The sequence below is a fragment of the Thalassovita litoralis genome (assembly GCF_900182725.1).
GTDB classification, from domain to species: Bacteria; Pseudomonadota; Alphaproteobacteria; order Rhodobacterales; family Rhodobacteraceae; genus Thalassobius; species Thalassobius litoralis.
On sequence record NZ_FXTO01000003.1, the window covers coordinates 41,044 to 56,168 of the forward strand.

16 protein-coding genes are annotated in these 15,125 nt (G+C 60.9%); 6 read left to right on the forward strand and 10 right to left on the reverse strand.

All coding sequences use genetic code 11. The features are described 5' to 3' along the window. Nucleotides 1–29 precede the first annotated feature (29 nt). Nucleotides 30–662: a lysoplasmalogenase gene (locus FN828_RS03905; protein WP_142492089.1), complete on the reverse strand. Its 633-nt coding sequence runs from the start codon at nucleotides 660–662 to the stop codon at nucleotides 30–32. Between the two features lie 117 nt (nucleotides 663–779). Between FN828_RS03905 and FN828_RS03910 the strand changes: the two genes are divergently transcribed. Beyond that, the gene (locus FN828_RS03910; RefSeq protein ID WP_142492090.1) at nucleotides 780–1,172 is read left to right on the forward strand and encodes a hypothetical protein; all 393 of its coding nucleotides are present in this window, start codon (nucleotides 780–782) and stop codon (nucleotides 1,170–1,172) included. 149 nt (nucleotides 1,173–1,321) lie between these two features. After that, nucleotides 1,322–2,383 (forward strand): alkane 1-monooxygenase, encoded by a 1,062-nt coding sequence (locus tag FN828_RS03915; RefSeq protein WP_142492091.1) that lies wholly within the window; start codon nucleotides 1,322–1,324, stop codon nucleotides 2,381–2,383. Between the two features lie 154 nt (nucleotides 2,384–2,537). On the opposite strand, the gene xseA is transcribed toward FN828_RS03915, so the two are convergent. Then, nucleotides 2,538–4,103 carry an exodeoxyribonuclease VII large subunit gene (gene xseA, locus FN828_RS03920; protein WP_142492092.1) on the reverse strand — a complete coding sequence of 522 codons (1,566 nt, stop codon included), beginning with the start codon at nucleotides 4,101–4,103 and terminating at the stop codon, nucleotides 2,538–2,540. A 73-nt stretch (nucleotides 4,104–4,176) separates the two neighbouring features. Here xseA and purD point away from each other — a divergent pair, with 73 nt between their 5' ends. From purD to FN828_RS03935, 3 genes are all read left to right on the forward strand, one after another. Further along, a complete protein-coding gene (gene purD / locus FN828_RS03925; protein ID WP_142492093.1) occupies nucleotides 4,177–5,439 on the forward strand; it encodes a phosphoribosylamine--glycine ligase in 1,263 nt (420 codons plus the stop codon). A gap of 125 nt (nucleotides 5,440–5,564) precedes the next feature. Next, complete coding sequence (locus FN828_RS03930; RefSeq protein ID WP_142492094.1) at nucleotides 5,565–6,188, forward strand: LuxR C-terminal-related transcriptional regulator; 624 nt, start codon at nucleotides 5,565–5,567, stop codon at nucleotides 6,186–6,188. Continuing rightward, nucleotides 6,185–6,817 carry a hypothetical protein gene (locus FN828_RS03935; protein ID WP_142492095.1) on the forward strand — a complete coding sequence of 211 codons (633 nt, stop codon included), beginning with the start codon at nucleotides 6,185–6,187 and terminating at the stop codon, nucleotides 6,815–6,817. The genes FN828_RS03930 and FN828_RS03935 overlap by 4 nt, the downstream gene beginning before the upstream one ends. On the opposite strand, the gene FN828_RS03940 is transcribed toward FN828_RS03935, so the two are convergent. Beyond that, complete coding sequence (locus tag FN828_RS03940; RefSeq protein WP_142492096.1) at nucleotides 6,750–7,460, reverse strand: FG-GAP repeat domain-containing protein; 711 nt, start codon at nucleotides 7,458–7,460, stop codon at nucleotides 6,750–6,752. The two genes, FN828_RS03935 and FN828_RS03940, sit on opposite strands and share 68 nt — an antisense overlap. 2 nt (nucleotides 7,461–7,462) lie before the next feature. Further along, entirely contained in the window at nucleotides 7,463–7,786 is a 324-nt protein-coding gene (locus FN828_RS03945; protein WP_142492097.1) for a 2Fe-2S iron-sulfur cluster-binding protein, read from the reverse strand. Nucleotides 7,787–7,967: 181 nt separating this feature from the next. On the opposite strand from FN828_RS03945, the gene FN828_RS03950 reads away from it, so the two are divergent. Next, nucleotides 7,968–8,504, forward strand: a complete 537-nt coding sequence (locus FN828_RS03950) for a peptidoglycan-binding domain-containing protein (RefSeq protein ID WP_142492098.1) — start codon at nucleotides 7,968–7,970, stop codon at nucleotides 8,502–8,504. Nucleotides 8,505–8,687: 183 nt separating this feature from the next. Here FN828_RS03950 and FN828_RS03955 read toward each other — a convergent pair whose 3' ends face one another. The 6 genes from FN828_RS03955 to rpiA form a co-directional block, all read right to left on the reverse strand. Continuing rightward, complete coding sequence (locus FN828_RS03955) at nucleotides 8,688–10,100, reverse strand: Do family serine endopeptidase (protein ID WP_408033794.1); 1,413 nt, start codon at nucleotides 10,098–10,100, stop codon at nucleotides 8,688–8,690. Between the two features lie 375 nt (nucleotides 10,101–10,475). Continuing rightward, entirely contained in the window at nucleotides 10,476–10,673 is a 198-nt protein-coding gene (locus FN828_RS03960) for a DUF2065 family protein (protein WP_185958922.1), read from the reverse strand. 8 nt (nucleotides 10,674–10,681) lie between these two features. Beyond that, nucleotides 10,682–11,560 (reverse strand): protease modulator HflC, encoded by an 879-nt coding sequence (hflC, locus tag FN828_RS03965; protein ID WP_142492100.1) that lies wholly within the window; start codon nucleotides 11,558–11,560, stop codon nucleotides 10,682–10,684. A gap of 3 nt (nucleotides 11,561–11,563) precedes the next feature. Continuing rightward, nucleotides 11,564–12,712 (reverse strand): FtsH protease activity modulator HflK, encoded by a 1,149-nt coding sequence (gene hflK / locus FN828_RS03970; protein WP_142492101.1) that lies wholly within the window; start codon nucleotides 12,710–12,712, stop codon nucleotides 11,564–11,566. A 118-nt stretch (nucleotides 12,713–12,830) separates the two neighbouring features. Next, on the reverse strand, nucleotides 12,831–14,192 hold the full coding sequence (gene gor, locus FN828_RS03975; RefSeq protein ID WP_142492102.1) for a glutathione-disulfide reductase: 1,362 nt from the start codon (nucleotides 14,190–14,192) through the stop codon (nucleotides 12,831–12,833). Nucleotides 14,193–14,201: 9 nt separating this feature from the next. Then, the gene (gene rpiA, locus FN828_RS03980) at nucleotides 14,202–14,990 is read right to left on the reverse strand and encodes a ribose-5-phosphate isomerase RpiA (protein ID WP_142492103.1); all 789 of its coding nucleotides are present in this window, start codon (nucleotides 14,988–14,990) and stop codon (nucleotides 14,202–14,204) included. Between the last annotated feature and the right edge of the window lie 135 nt (nucleotides 14,991–15,125).

Genomic DNA, 15,125 nt, shown 5'->3' on the forward strand with positions numbered 1-15,125 from the left:
TAGCCATTCTGGCCCCGCAATGGAAGCCCTTAGCCCGCAATCCCGTGCAACAGCCCCCACAGGATCAGCCCTTGCGCGGCATAATACAGCCCCCAAACCGCAAAGGCCGCCAGACGCCCGCCCTTGCCCAGAAATAATATCGTCGACAGGATCAGGTCCGACGCAATGAAACACAATGCCCCGCCCAACAAAAACAGGCGCGGCCCACCGGACAGCGCGGCACTGACCCCCATCGCCAGAATCAACACAACATACCCCCGCACCGCCCCGCGCAAAGCGCCGGTCCGGGGGGATAGCCAAACCTCGGTCGACAGGCCCAGGCAGATCAGACCAGCCAGCACGGCCCAGAACACCCCATCCGTCCCGCGCATCGGAAACAGCGTCAGGAAACTGACCACATAGAACACATGCCCCAAGGCAAAAGCCCCGATCCCCGCCTTCAGCATCACCGGACCGGGACGGGATAGCAGGTAATCGCCCGCGATACAGGCCCACAGCCCGACCACCGCCAGCAACGGTAGGCCCGCCATGCTGACCGCCAGCGCAGGCAACACCATTGCCCCGGTCTTGATCCCCGTGCGTAGCCAGCTTTCGCCACGCCAGCAAAAGCCCACGCCATAGATCAGCGCCAACATCCCGCCCAGACCGATCAATCCCGCCATATGTTCCCCTCGGATTTAGCGCGTATCATAAGGGCGGCACCGGCATCGCACCACCGATTTCCCCCACCCGCGCAAATGTGACTTGGCAGCACGCCCACCCCACGGCACAGTTCCGGCATGAGATACACAGCCCTTTTCACCCTGTTCATGGCCGCGCCGTTAACCGCCGAAACCGCCCTGACGGCCGATCAGTTCGATGCCTATACGCGCGGCAAAACCTTTTACTATGCCGAGGCAGGCACCCCCTATGGCGGCGAAGAATATCTGGAAAACCGCCGCGTCCGCTGGTCCTTTTTGGATGGCCGTTGCAAGGACGGGCATTGGTACGAAGACGCCGGTCAGATTTGTTTCGTCTACGAGGACATGCCCGATCCCCAATGCTGGGCGTTCTTTGATACTCCGGGCGGGCTGATGGCGCGGTTTGAAAACGACAGCGCGGCAACCACCCTGTATGAAACCCAAAAAACGGACAAACCGATGCAGTGCATGGGGCCAGATGTGGGTGTATAACCTGCACAAAGCGAACCTTTCAGACGAATCTTTTGACGTAAAACCCCGCCATTCGATAGAATTTACAACTTTCGCCACATTTCCGCTTTTCTGTGACCCCGACCGCCGCCTAAGCTGCCGACAGGGATAATACAGGACAAAACGGCGGCATGATCCTTTTCGCATTGGCTACGTTGCTACCGGCGGTTTTGCTGTGCCTTGGGGCCATCTGGGGCGGGGTCTGGATTTGGGCCGGGGTCAGCGCAATCACTGTGCTGTGCTTTACCATCGACCGCCTGATCGCGGGCGAAGCCGCCCGCCGCAATGCCGATACCGAATTTCCCGCCGGTGACGTGCTATCGGTCACGCTGGCCTTACTGCACCTGCCCATGCTGCTACTGGCTGTCACAGCCATAGGGGCGGGCAATGCTGTCCTGCCATTAACCCCGTGGGACCGCATCGGGGTGCTGATCGGCTTTGGCCTGTTTTTCGGCCAGATCGGTCATCCCAATGCACATGAGCTGATCCACCGCTCCGGCAGGGTGCTGCGTGATCTGGGGGTTATGATCTATGCCACGCTGCTGATGGGGCATCATGCTTCGGCACATAGGTTAGTGCATCATGTCCATGTCGCCACCGGGGCTGATCCCAATTCGGCTCCAAAGGGGTTGGGGTTCTGGCGCTTCGCCCCCCGCGCATGGCTGGGATCGTTCCGGGCTGGGCTAAGGGCCGAAACCGCCCTGCGCAGCCGATCCAGCCGCATGGGGCACCCAATTCATCCATATTTTATTTATACAGGGTGGTCGCTTATCATCATTAGCTCAAGTACCGCCTTAGCTGGATGGGCAGGCCTACTGGCCTGTCTTGGGTTGGCCGGTTACGCACAGGTTCAAATCCTGCTGGCCGATTATGTGCAGCATTACGGCCTGCGCCGGTCCCTGCGCGACAACGGGAAACCCGAACCCGTCAACGCCGCCCATTCGTGGAACAGCCCGCATTTGTTTTCATCCGCCATGATGCTGAACGCGCCCCGCCATTCGGATCACCACATACACCCATCGCGCCCCTATCCGGCACTGCGGCTGACGCCAGATATGCCCCGCCTGCCGCATTCGCTGCCTGTGATGGCAGTGATTGCCCTGATCCCGCCGCTGTGGCGCCGGGTCATGGATCACAGGCTAAACGCCCTGTCCCCCACAAACGTCACGCCTGCCGCCCCCGCATCGGATTGAGTATTTTTGGCAAGATGAAACCAGCGCCCCGCGCCTGATCCTCCGCCCGGCACGCATTAACCTTACCGCGCGGTTGATAGGACACGCCGCGCCCGTTCTTTCTTGGTACAAATATCCGCGCCGCAGGCATCCATCCACGCGGCCCGTGCGTCGCTTAGAACAGGCTGCCCTGTTCCGGCGGCTTGCGTTTCGGTTTTGGTGCCGCATCGGATTTTTCCGGGGCTTTAGCCTTGTCCCCCAGCGCGAACCGCCCATCCGCAAATTCGATTTCCAACGCGGTCGCTTTGCCTGCTGCGGCGCTGGTTGTCACCACCGCCCCATCGCCGCGCACCACCGCATAGCCGCGTTTCAGCGTGGCCTTGTAGCCCAGAGTTTCACGCAACCGATCCAACCGTGCAACATCGCGCTGCCAGCCGTCGATTTGCCGTTGCCCTGCTTCGGACAGCCGCAGCGACAACCGCGCCAAATCAGTAGATTTTCGTTTTAGATCAGCTTGTAATGGCGCGATATTCAAGCGATCCGCCCGCCGCGCCAACGCCTCTTTGCGGGTATCCACCACGCGCGTCAGCCCCCCCGCCAGACGTGGCGACAGGCCAGACAGGTGGCGTCGTTCGGATTCAATCCGGCGGCGCAGCGCGGCAGGCCGCAACCCGCCCGCCGTTTCCGACAGCCCCACCCGGCGCATCTGTACCGACCGGATCAACGCCTGTGGCAACCGATCTGCCCAGATGTCCAGCCGTTGACGCGGGCCGTCCAGCAACGTGTCCACACGCGGCAAGGCGCGCGACAGATCCCGCAACCGTTGCCCGCGCTGCGCCACGCCTTGCGTCAGCGCCCGGCTAAGCCGCGCGTTCTGCTGGTCCAGCCAGCTAAGCAATTCCATCCGCACAGGCACCGCCAGTTCCGCCGCCGCCGTTGGGGTGGGCGCACGCATATCCGACACGAAATCAATCAGCGTGGTATCGGTTTCATGCCCCACCGCCGAAATCAGCGGAATATCGGATGCCGCCGCCGCTCGGGCGACGATTTCTTCGTTAAAGCCCCACAGATCCTCGATCGAGCCGCCACCCCGCGCGACAATAATCAGATCGGGACGCGGCAGCGCCCCGCCCGGTGTCAGCGCGTTAAAGCCCCGGATCGCATTTGCCACTTCGGGCGCACAGGCCGCCCCCTGTACCGCCACCGGCCAGATCAGCACCTTGCGCGGGAACCGATCCCGCAGACGGTGCAGAATATCGCGGATCACCGCCCCCGAGGGCGATGTCACAACCCCGATCACCTCGGGCAGGTAGGGCAATTGTTTCTTGCGGGCGGGATCGAACAGCCCTTCGGCGGCCAGCGCCTGTTTGCGCTTTTCCAGCATCGCCATCAACGCGCCCATCCCGGCAGGTTTGATGTCTTCGATCACCATCTGGTATTTCGACTGCCCCGGAAAGGTGGTCAGACGGCCCGTGGCAACCACTTCCATGCCTTCTTCGGGGCGGGTGGTCATGCGGGTGAACACGCCCTTCCAGATTACTGCCGCAATCACTGCGCGGTCGTCTTTCAGGTCCAGATAGACATGGCCGGAGCGCGGCATGGAAACGCGCCCCACCTCGCCGCGGATGCGGATATGGGAAAACTCGCCCTCGATCATGCGTTTGACCGCCCCGGACAATTCCGAAACGCTAAATTCCGGGGCATTCAGCCCGTCAGAGGGTTCATCGAACAATTCGGACATTACGCACCTGTCTTGTATCCGGGGTCGGCGCACCTTAGAACGCCACCAACAGAAGGCCAAGCGGAGACACGGCATGAATATCCTGATCCTGGGCAGCGGCGGGCGCGAACATGCGCTGGCATGGGCGGTCATGCAAAACCCCAAATGCGATAAGCTGATCGTGGCACCGGGCAACGCCGGGATCGCGGCGATTGCAGATTGCGCCAGTCTGGACATTGAAAACGGCGCGGCGGTGATCGGCTTTGCCGAGGAAAACGCGATTGATTTCGTGATCGTCGGTCCCGAGGCCCCGCTGGCGGCTGGTGTCGCGGACGATTTGCGCAATGCGGGGTTCAGCGTCTTTGGCCCCTCGAAAGAGGCGGCGCGGCTGGAAGCCTCGAAATCCTTCACCAAGGAAATATGCGACGCGGCCAACGCCCCCACCGCAGGTTATGGCCATTTCACCGATGCCGAGGCCGCCAAGGCCCATATCCGCGAACAGGGCGCGCCCATCGTGGTCAAGGCTGACGGTCTGGCCGCTGGCAAGGGCGTGATCGTGGCAATGGACGAACAAACCGCACTGGACGCCATCGACGACATGTTCGGCGGTGAATTTGGCGCGGCCGGTGCCGAGGTGGTGATCGAAGAATTCATGGAGGGCGAGGAAGCCTCGTACTTCATTCTGGTGGATGGCGAAACCTGCCTGCCCATCGGCACCGCGCAGGACCACAAGCGCGTGGGCGAAGGCGACACCGGCCTGAACACCGGCGGCATGGGCGCCTATTCCCCCGCGCCGGTTCTGTCGGATGAAATCGCACAAAAGGTGATGGATGAAATCATCCGCCCCACGATGAAGGCAATGGCAGATCGCGGCACCCCCTATCAGGGCGTTCTATATGCCGGGTTGATGATCAAGGACGGCCAGCCGCGTCTGGTGGAATATAACGTGCGCTTTGGCGATCCGGAATGTCAGGTTCTGATGCTGCGTCTTGGTGCGCAGGCGTTGGACCTGATGCAGGCCTGCGCCGAGGGCCGCCTAGCCGATGCCACCGTGAACTGGGCCGATGACCATGCCATGACCGTTGTTATGGCCGCGCAGGGCTATCCGGGTGCCTATGAAAAGGGAAGCGTTATCAAAGGGCTGGACGCCCTTCCTGAAACAGCCTTTGAAATGTGTTTCCATGCCGGGACCGCCGAAAAAGATGGTCAGATCATCGCCACCGGCGGGCGGGTGCTGAACATTACCGCACGCGGCACCACCCTGCGCGAAGCGGCGGATCGCGCCTATGCGATGGTGGATCGGATCGACTGGCCCGAAGGGTTCTGCCGCCGTGACATCGGCTGGCGGGCGCTGTAATTTTGAAAAACGGTGGCGTGCAGGTTGCGCGCCACCACCGCCACAACGGCACCGTGGCGCAGCAGTTTGCCTCCTTCACGATGCCCGCGTAAGATGGCAAAAGACTTACAGGGAACGACCACCCCATGACGGACCTCGTTGATCAGGCTTACGCCTCTGGCGACTTCATGGAACTGATGTTCAGCCACGCCCCTGTGGGTCTGGTCGTCACGCAAAACCGCGTCATCCGCGACTGTAACCCCACCTTCGCCACCATGTTCGGCTATGATCGCGCCGAACTGCGGGATCGGCTGTTCAACATCCTGTACCCATCCGAGGCAGAATTCGCCAATATCCGCAATCGCGGCATCAAGGATTTGCAGGAAAACACCGGCTATTGGGATGAGCGCGTGATGATGCGCAAAACCGGGGAAAATTTCTGGGTCCGGGTGCGCGGCCATACCTTTACCCCGCAAGAGCCATTGCAACGCGCTGTCTGGAGCTTTGCCGACCTGTCCCGTTCCCGCCCCTATCAGCCCCTGACCCGCCGCGAACGCGAGGTGTTTTCCCTGATGGGCGAAGGTAAAACCAGCAAGGAAATTGCCCAGATCCTTGGTATGTCCTATCGCACGGTCGAGGTGCATCGCGGGCGTCTGCTGAAAAAATTCCGCGCGTCCAATACGGCAGGGCTGTTTCAATCACTGGGTCAAATCAGCGGGCCGCATGTGGTGAAATCCGATGAAGACGCCGCCACCGGCACCCGCCCGTGACGGTTCGCTACGGCTTCAAACCCGCACTGCTGCGGGCAAGACGCACCTGCATTCTGGATGGCACGACGTTGACCCTGCAAACCCCAGCGGGCAACCCGGATTGGGTGCTGGACCTGACCACCGTGACCGGGCTGGCCTATAGCGATCAAACCATTGGCTATACCCGTATTCGGCGGCTGGAACTGGACACGCCCACAGGCCGCAAACTATTGGGCCAATCATTAGGCACCCCCGGAAATGGCCCCGCAGCACAGGAATTTTTCGCCCTTGTGTTGGCCATTTTGCAAGCGGTCCACCCCCATACCCCCGACATCGAAATCCTGTACGGCCAACGCGGCAGCGCGCGTTGGGGCATGTTCCTTACCGGGGCATTTTCGTTTTGCGTTGGGCTGGCCCTGCCCATTGTCGCTTTGGCGACCAGTCCGCGCAGCGATGTTCTGACGCAAATCGCGCTGCCCTGCCTAGTCCTGATCCTTCTGGGTGTCGTTTTTGGCTGGCGCAACCGCCCGTGGACGCCCACGCCACGCCTGCCGCTGTCTGCGCTGATCGACCTGCTTCAGGTCAACGACAGGTCAAAGCCTCTGACAGGCTCTGATCCCCGCGATACGGCCCCACCGCCACAGAGCTAAGCCGCCCATCCGCCAGCGTTGTCGCCATGACCTGCGTCCAGTCGCCATTGGCCGTGATGATCACCGGAGGCTGCCCCGCACAGGCGCGAATGCCGCCCGGAATATGATCCCAACCGATCCGGTGATTGGTCAGAAACGGCTGGTCCGCGACAGGCACCAATTGCCCATCGACAAACCGCCAAACCCGCAGCAGTTTAGCCAGATGGGGACGGTCGACATAGGCGATTTCTACCGCCCCGTCGCCATCCAGATCCGCCACACCGACCGGGGCCAGCCAGCGACGCGCCTGCCCGATAAACGGCGTCGCCGCAATCAGCCCGGTTTCGTCCCAGACGCTGAACCGCGCCCCAAGCCGCAGATCGGTCTGCACCGCCATCACCTCGGGGGCGCCGTCACCATCCAGATCGGCCAGACGTGGGGCAATATCTTCAAAAATCTGGCTGTCCGGCAGGGTGATCGTCACCTCTTTGCCGTGGTCCAGCCGCAACCGCATCGCCCCCCATTCCGGCGTATGGCCCAGAATGTCATGGTGATAGCGGGATACCGGGCGCAGATACTCTGCGCCCAGAATGTCTTCCGCAACAGCGCCCCCGCTCCACAGCGCCACACACAGCGCCAACAGCGAACCACGCCAGCCGCACATGATCAGATCTGTTTTTCCGGCATATGAACCACCAGACCGTCCAGCGCATCCGTGACCTTGATCTGGCAGGTCAGACGCGACCGCGCGGGATCGGGTTCATAGGCGAAATCCAGCATATCCTCTTCCATGTCATCCTTGGCGGGCAGCTTTTCCACCCATGCCGGATCAACATAGACATGGCAGGTTGAACAGGCACAGGCCCCGCCGCAATCCGCCTCGATCCCCGGAATATTATTATCCCGCGCACCTTCCATCACGGTCAGCCCGTTGGCCACATCCACGACATGCTCGGTGCCGTTATGCTCGATATAGGTGATTTTCGCCATGTCGGCGGCCTCCTGCATCTTCGTTTGTCACAGTCAGCCATCTTCCTAGCCAAGCTGGCCCCGCTGCACCAGTCCCTTTTGCGTGACCTGCGCGGAATTGCCAACACCTGCCGCTTCTACTTCCCCCATTGCGTGAAAACCGCTACACTTGGGCAAACAAGCCGCAAGAGGCGCCGAGCAGATGACCCGTTTTCCCGTTCAGGCCGTAATCGCCCTGTCCGTCGCCAGCGCGGCCCTGTCCGCCTGCAACACGGCCCTGCCGGAGCTGACCCGCGAACCCGAAGTCACCCGCACTTACGAAGAAGCCCCCCCCGGTGCCGCCCCCGGCACCTGCTGGGGCAAGCACACCAGCCCCGCGCTGATCGAAACCGTCACCGAACATATCATGCTGCAACCGGCCGAAGTGCGCACCGATGGCACGGTCGAAGCCCCGGCGATCTACAAAACCGAAACCCATCAGCGCATCGTTCGGGAACGCAAGGACACATGGTTTGAAGCCCCCTGCCCCGAAGCCCAAACCGTTGAATTCGTGTCTTCGGTTCAGCGGGCGTTGTCCGTGCGCGGGCTGTATCGCGGTCCCATCACTGGCCAGATGGACAGCCCCACCCGCGCCGCCATTCGGAAATTCCAGAAACCACAAGGGCTGGATTCCGGCATCCTGTCCACGGCGGCCGCCCGCAAACTGGGCCTGATCGCAATGGAACGCCCCAAGGACTGATCCACCAGCGCCCCCCGGATGCCCCGCTTACCGCCCTGTTGCGCCGTGCGTATTTTGGGCAAGATTCTTTCTTGGTGCAAATATCCGCGCCGCAGGCATCCCGCACCATCCCCATGCGCGACATCAGCGGGCAAAAGAAAAGGGCCGCCCAACGGACGGCCCCTTCTCGATGACCCGAACGGATCACTCGTCAATCGACAGTGCCACGAACCGCGGCTCGCCCGCGCGACGGATCAGCAGCAGCAAGGATTTGCGCCCGGCCTCTTTCGCCTCGTCCACGCGGTCTTTCAGATCCGCCACGGTTTCCAGCTTTTGCTGCCCCGCTTCGGTGATCAGATCGCCCGCTCGCAACCCTTTCTCGTAAGCCTCGGTGGTTTCGTCCACATCCATCACCACCAACCCCGAGGCATTGGCCTTCAGTTGCAACTCCTTGCGCAACTCTTCGGTCACCGGGCTGAGCGTCAGGCCCAGCATCTCGCGCGGTTCGGCCGCATCAGGTTTGGTTGCTGCGGCAGGAACCGCTTCGGCTTCCTCGCGGCGGCCCAGCGTCACTTTCAACGTCTGGGTCTTGCCGTCCCGGAAGACCACCACGCGAACCGCTTTGCCCACATCCGTGTTCCCGACTTGACGCACCAGCGCCCGCGTGTCGCTGACATCGGCCCCGTCAAAGCTCAGGATCACATCGCCCTGCACCATGCCCGCTTCCTTGGCCGGACCTTCCGGCACGTCCGTCACCAGCACGCCTGCGGTCTTTTCCAGCCCCATCGCCTCGGCCACGTCATCGGTCACATCCTGAATGCGCACACCCAGCCAGCCGCGCCGCGTTTCACCGAATTCTTTCAGTTGCGCCACCACCTTGCTGACCACATTCGACGCCATCGAAAAGCCAATCCCGATGGACCCGCCATTGGGCGACAGGATCGCGGTGTTCACACCGATCACATTCCCGTCCATATTGAACAGTGGCCCGCCCGAGTTCCCCCGGTTAATCGCTGCATCGGTCTGAATGTAGTCATCATAGCTACCCGAAAGCGCCCGGTTGCGCGCCGACACGATCCCGGCAGAAACCGAAAAACCCTGACCCAGCGGGTTGCCCATCGCCAGCACCCAATCGCCCACACGAGCGGCATCGCTGTCACCGAAGCTGACAAAAGGCAGCGGCTTGTCTGCCGTGACCTTCAACAGCGCGATATCGGTATTCGGATCGGTGCCAATCACCTTGGCTTCCAGCTCTTCACCGCCGAAAAACTCGATCACGATCTCGTCCGCGCTTTCGATCACATGGTTATTGGTGACGATATAGCCGTCTTCGGAAATCACGAACCCTGACCCAAGCGCCGAAGACCGCCGCGGGCGATCACCATTGCCGCGATTGCGGTCTTGAAACTCTTTGAAAAAATCCTCGAACGGGCTGCCCTCGGGGACGATCGGGTTCGGCCCCGCATTCCCCGCCACCACAGTCGAGGTGGTGATATTCACAACCGACGGGCTGATCTTTTCCGCCAGATCGGCCAGACTGTCGGGCCGGGCCGATGCCGTCATCGTCTGCGCCAACACCAGCGCCATCGCCACAATCCCCAGCCACAAAGCCCGCATCGGGGCGGTTCCACGCCGGGGAACAGAAATTGCCAGACTGCTCACTCCCATCTCTCCTTTGATCCAGATATTCTACCAGTTTCCGAAACTGGACTGCTGCGGCCACCTTCCCCCACCAGCCGCCGCGACGCAACTCAATCCGCATCGCGCGCCCTCAACTGGCTGTGATACGCTGGTGATCCCCGCAAGCGGCCTGCCCGGCCTGACCGTCAGGATCGAGTATTTTTAATCAGAAAGAAGCAGCAGCCCGTACCATTTTTCTGATGGCTTCTTTCTGATCCGAAATACTCAGGGCGCGCGCCCTCAGCCCATAGCAGCGGGAGAGGTCGATGAGGCGCCATCATCAACACCGAATGCGGATAATCAAAAAACGGCTCAGGCCCCGATCTGCTTGGCCAACCAAACCAGAGCCACCCCCAGCGCCAACGCAGCCAGCCCCAGATTGCGCCGCGCGTCCATTGGCAATGTGCGTAGTGCTTCCAGCAAGCGTTCCAATAGCGAAGGGGCCAGCGCCCAGGCCAGCCCCTCTGTGATCAGCACCAGCCCAAGGGCCAGACATGCCGTTGCGATCATCGCGGCGATCATTCCGCCGCGCGATCGTTTTTCAGATAGTCGAAAAATTCGCTGTCCGGTGTCATCACCATAGACGAATTTCCGCCCTTCAGTGCAGTTTCATACGCCTGAAGCGACCGATAGAAGGCAAAGAACTCAGGGTCCACGCCAAAGGCTTCGGCAAAGACGGCGTTCCGTTTTGCATCCGCCTCACCGCGCGTCACCTGCGCTTCGCGTTCGGCTTCGGACAGGGTTTCCACCACGGTACGGTCTGCCAATGCACGCACCCGCTGCGCCGCTTCGTTACCGCGGGCGATTTCATCCGCCGCTTCACGTTCGCGTTCCGCCTTCATCCGGGCAAAGGTCGCATCAAGGTTTTGGCGCGGCAGGTTGGTTTGCTTCAGGCGCACATCCACCACTTCGACCCCAAGGCTACGGGCGCTGGCACGGGCCTGATCGCGAATCCGGGTCATCAACCCGCGCCGGTTTTCCGACAGGATCGTATCCGATGTCACCTGATCGGCACCCAACACTTCGCGGATCTGCGCGTTCAGGATGGATTGCAGCCGGTCTTCGGCCACGCGAATACCGCCCACGCCCACGGCCTGACGGAACTGCACCACGTCCGAGATACGGTAGCGGGCAAAAGCATCCACCACCAAACGCCGGTCATCCGAAGGCGTCACTTCGATCGTGTCGGTGTCCAGCGACAGGATACGGTCATCGTATTTCACCACTTCCTGAATCAGCGGGATTTTGAAGCTCAGTCCGGGCTGTTCCTTCACGGCCTTGATCTGACCGAATTGCAGCACCAGCGCCTTTTCGCGTTCATCCACCACAAAAACCGAGGACAGCACGCCAACAACAGCGATCACCAGAACCGGCAGGATATAAGTCGTCTTCTTCATGGCTTATTTCCCTTCCTTGCTGCGGTTCAGTTCGTTCAGCGGCAGATAAGGCACCACACCAGACCCACCCTGACCGATCAGCGACTGATCCAGAATGGTCTTGTCCACGTCACCCAGCACCTTTTCCATGGTTTCCAGATACAGACGCTTGCGGGTCACTTCGGGGGCTTTCTGGTATTCTTCCAGAACGGCGGTAAAGCGGCTGGCGTCCCCCAGCGCATCGTTCACGACCTGCGCCCGGTATGCTTCGGCTTCTTCCAGTTTTTGCGCAGCTTCACCGCGGGCTTCGGCCAGAACGCGGTTGGCATAGGCATCGGCCTGCCGTTGCAGGCGGTCGCGTTCCTGCTCAGCGGCCTGCACCGCGCGGAAGCTGTCGATCACCTCGGCGGGTGGGTCAGCCTTTTCAAGGTTCACCCGCACGATGTTGATCCCGCTTTCATAATCGTCCAGCGATGCCTGAATGTTTTCTTTCACCCGGTCGGCAATCAAACCACGATCCCGGTTCAGGATCGGGGCCAGATTGCTGGCGGCGATGATTTCACGCATCACGGATTCGGAAACCGCCTGCACCGTCAGACGCGGATCACGGATGTTGAACAACAGCTTGGCAGGATCGTTGATGTTCCACACCACCTGAAAATCAATATCCACGATATTGGCATCGGTGGTCAGCATCAGCCCGGTATCGGTTGAACCGCGGGCCACACCAATGTTTTCCGTCCGTTCCGATGTCACATTCACCACTTCGGCCGTCACAAACGGCCACGGCGCAAAGTTCAGACCGGGATTTCCGGTGGCGTTATATTTGCCCAACAGCAGTTCCACAGACTGTTCTTCGGGCTTCACGGTATAGAAACTACCAAACGCCCACAGACCGATCGCCACCAGAACACCCAGCCCCAGCGTACCCTTGGTGAATTTCGGGCCACCGCCGCCGGTGCTGCCACGGGTCGGCCCGTTGCCGCCCCCGCCGCCGCCCAGATAAACGCGCAGGCGTTCCTGACCTTTTTTCATCAACTCGTCGATTTCCGGGATTTGCGGGCCATCATCGCCCGGACGCCGCCCGCCACCGCCATTGTTCGGGCGGTGATCGTCGCCGCCACCGCCCCTGTTTCCGCCGCCGCCCCAAGGGCCGCCAGAATTCCCAGCCATTAACTGTCTTTCCTTATGTTATCTCTCTCAACGGGCTGTCCTTAACCTGTGCAGCCCATCACAAAATTCAAGCGTTTCCGCCCTGATAAGACACCGCAGACCTGCGGCAAATCCTGCTTTAGGCCCGGCGTACCGGCGTTTTCATCGTCACGATTTCCTCGGACATGGTGGGATGCACCGCGACGGTCCGGTCGAAATCTTCCTTGGTCGCGCCCATTTTCACGGCAATGCCCGCCAGTTGGATCATTTCCCCCGCGCCCGGCGCCACGATATGACAGCCCAACACCCGGCGCGTATCCGCGCAGACCACCAGCTTCATCAACACCCGGTCCGAGCGCCCGGCAAAGGACGACTGCATCGGTTTGAACGAGGTCGCGTAAACCTCAATCGGGCCTTGGTCCCGCGCGGCTTCCTCGCTTAGACCCACAGTTCCCATTTCGGGTTGTGTGAAAATCGCGGTCGGGATCAGGTCGTGATCGGGTTTGGTGGGGTTGCCCTTGAACACCGTTTCCACAAAAGCCATACCTTCGCGGATCGCCACCGGGGTCAGGTTCACCCGGTCGGTCACATCGCCCACGGCATAGATCGACGGCACCGCCGTCTGGCCATAGTCGTCCACGATGACCTGCCCGCCCCTGCCCACTTTCACGCCGACCTGTTCCAGCCCCATATCGTCGGTGTTGGGGGCGCGGCCTGTGGCGAACATGACCTGATCGAACAGGGTTTCGTCACCATTGGTAGCCACAACGCGGATTTTCCCATCCGCCGCGCGTTCCATGCTTTCGATATTAGTGCCAAGGTGCAGCTTCACGCCGCGCTGGATCATTTCCTCGGCCACCAGTCCGCGCGCTTCGTCATCGAAACCGCGCAGGATTTGCGCACCACGGTAATATTGCGTCACTTCCACGCCCAGACCGTTCAGGATGCCCGCAAATTCACAGGCGATATAGCCGCCACCCAAAATCAGGATATTGCCCGGCAATTCCGGCAGGTGGAAAATGTCGTTCGAGGTAATCGCCAGCTCCGCCCCCGGCATATCCGGCTTTACCGGGCGTCCGCCCATCGCCAGCAGGATATGTTTCGCGGTTTTGCGGGAACCGTCCGACAATTCCACCGTATGCGCATCCACGACCCGCGCCCGCGCGTCAAAGCTATCCACCCCGGACCCGGCCAATAAGCGGCGATAGACACCTTCCAGCCGGTCCAGTTCAGCCTCTAGCTTAGATTTGAAACTGTCCCAGTTGAATGCGCCCAGCGACACATCCCAGCCATAGGCCGCCGCGTCGCTGGCCATTTCGGCGTATTCGCTGGCGAACACCATCAGTTTTTTCGGCACACAGCCCCGGATAACGCAGGTGCCGCCGTAGCGGTCTTCCTCGGCCAGCGCCACCTTGGCGCCCGTTTCACCAGCCGCCACCCGCGCGGCCCGAACGCCACCCGAGCCACCACCGATCACGAACAGGTCATAGTCAAAGCTCATCAATCTTCCTCAATCCGACAGGTCCGTAAACAGGTTGTCCGCCTCGACAAAATCCAGACGGTCGTTTTGAACGGTGCCTTCGTTGATATCCCGTGTTTCGACCCGGCCATCGCCATAGCCGATCACCACTGTGTCACAAATATCAATGAACAGGCCATTTTCAACCACACCGGGGATCTGGTTCAGCGCCATCGACAATTGCCGCGCATTGCCGATCCGGTTCAGGTGCAAATCAATGATGTGATTGCCCTCGTCGGAAATGAACGGCACATCGCCATTCATCCGCAGCGTGGTTTCCCGTCCCATGACATCCATGGAAATCAACAATTCCTCGACCAGCGCCTTGCTGGTCTGCCAACCAAACGGGATCACCTCGATCGGCAGCGGGAACGCGCCCAGCGTTTCCACCTCTTTGCTGGCATCGGTGATCACAATCATCCGGTCGCTGGCGGTGGCCACGATTTTTTCCTGCAAATGCGCCCCACCGCCGCCTTTGATCAGATTGAACGCACCATCGAATTCGTCCGCGCCATCAATCGTCACGTCCAGCCATTTGGCTTCGTCCAGGCTGATGACGCTGATCCCCACATCCCGCGCCAGAACCGCCGTCCGCGCCGATGTCGGAACTCCCTTAATCCGCAGCCTTTCGTTGCGCACCCGTTCGCCCAGACAGCGCACCATCCACGCGGCGGTTGATCCGGTTCCCAACCCCACTTTCATTCCATCTTCGATAAATTCGACAGACCGCTTCGCGGCGGCGAATTTGGCTTTGTCGATTGGCGACAATTCTCCGGTCATGGCAGCGCCTCTGTTGATTTCACAACGCTTATAGAAGCGATGACGACCGGGGGCGAGGGTCAATCGCCCATCTGTGCCGCATCGGGCAGTTTGCAATCTATTGCGCTTTTCCTGCCTATCATGTCGCAATTCATC